Origin of the sequence: Aurantimicrobium sp., assembly GCF_036667855.1 — a bacterium.
GTDB lineage: Bacteria > Actinomycetota > Actinomycetes > Actinomycetales > Microbacteriaceae > Aurantimicrobium.
The window spans coordinates 1-1,673 of the sequence record NZ_JAVWTF010000110.1; the positions used below are offsets into that span (position 1 = coordinate 1).

Sequence of the window (1,673 nt, forward strand, 5' to 3'; positions counted from 1 at the left end):
ACCAATGGCATTGGCTTCGAGAACCAGAGCAACTGGGTCGTCATAACGCTTGCCGTTGATCGAGACAGGACGACCTGCTTCGAAGGCAATGGTGACCTCTTCAGTCTTGACCTCAACGTCATCGCGCCAGGCGGCAACACCCATGATGGGCTCCACCAAGTCGAGACCCTGATCGAGGTGCTCGAGAAGCTTGGCCTCGTGGCTTGCACCCCAGATGTTGGCATCGGTGGAGTAGGCCTTTTCTTTGGAAGCCCGGTAGGGAAGGTCACGGGCAAGGAGCCATTCGCTCATCTCGTGACGACCACCGAGTTCATTGACGAATTCAGCATCAAGCCAAGGCTTGTAAATGCGCAGGGCAGGGTTTGCCATCAGACCGTAACGGTAGAAGCGCTCAATGTCATTGCCCTTGTAGGTGGATCCGTCACCCCAAATGTCCACGCCGTCTTCGTGCATCGCACGAACCAGCATGGTGCCGGTGACAGCACGACCCAAAGGGGTGGTGTTGAAGTAGGTCTTGCCCGCGGTGCGAATGTGGAAAGCACCGCACTGCAGAGCAACGAGGCCTTCCTCAACGAGGGGTCCACGGCAGTCAATCAGCCGAGCAATCTCAGCACCGTATTCGAGGGCGCGGCCAGGAACGCTGTCGATGTCTGGTTCATCTGCCTGGCCGAGGTTGGCGGTGTAGGTGCAAGGGATAGCACCCTTTTCGCGCATCCACGCAACAGCAACAGAGGTGTCGAGACCTCCAGAGAAGGCGATACCGACGCGCTCACCAACAGGCAGAGAAGAAAGAACCTTAGACATAGCTCAATTCTACTGAGAGCTCCGGGGAGCTGACTCCCACTCGGTTAACGCTCTTCGAGACCCCAAGCTTGGCCATATCCACCGTCGGCTTCTGGCTTGGCCATGAGCTCCAGAAATGGAACCGCATCAAAAGCTTCAGGACCCAGAACACCAGCACCGCTCCAAATGCCCGTGGCAAGGAGTTCGAGCGCAATCACAGGGTTGAGTGCGGTCTGCCAGACCACACACTGGCTGTCGTATTCAGCCATAGTCCACTCGTTATCACTGACGTGATAGAGATACACCTCTCGAGGATTTCCATCCTTACCCACACCGGTCACCCACACCCCAGCACAGGTCTTGCCTGTCATGCGTGGTCCAATCGTGGCGGGATCAGGCAACGCAGCTGCCACGACATCGCGCGGTGCTACCAAGGCAGGGCCCTGTGCAGTGCGGACCTTGATGGGTTCAATAGAGTCCAGACCTAGTTGATGCAGAGTCTTCAAAATGCCGATGAACTCATCACCGAGTCCGTACTTAAAGGTCACCCGCTTCGCATCGAGCCAGCGAGGCATCATGAGCACTTCTTCATGCTCCACGTTCACACACTCCACCGGACCAATACCCTCAGGAAAAGTGAAGACTTCTGGTTCACTAAACGGCGGTGTGGTGAACCACCCTTTGTCTTTCTCCCAGATCACAGGAGGGTTGAGACATTCCTCAATCGTTGTCCAAATACTGAAAGAGGGGGCAAAGATTTCATTGCCTTCCTCGTCTCGAACAACCAGGTTGGCGCCATCGCGTGTTCCCAGCTCATCAATTGAGCTGAACAGGTGGTCTTGCGCATAACGAGCAAAGACATTGGACATTCCTGGCTCAACGCCAATACC

2 protein-coding genes are annotated in these 1,673 nt (G+C 55.8%); both read right to left on the reverse strand.

What is annotated here, in order from left to right:
- On the reverse strand, positions 1-804 hold an 804-nt coding region (gene argG, locus RR877_RS10525), incomplete at its 3' end, for an argininosuccinate synthase (protein WP_332628228.1).
- Positions 805-848: 44 nt separating this feature from the next.
- Positions 849-1,673: saccharopine dehydrogenase C-terminal domain-containing protein (locus RR877_RS10530; RefSeq protein ID WP_332628230.1), on the reverse strand; the 825-nt coding region annotated here is incomplete at its 5' end.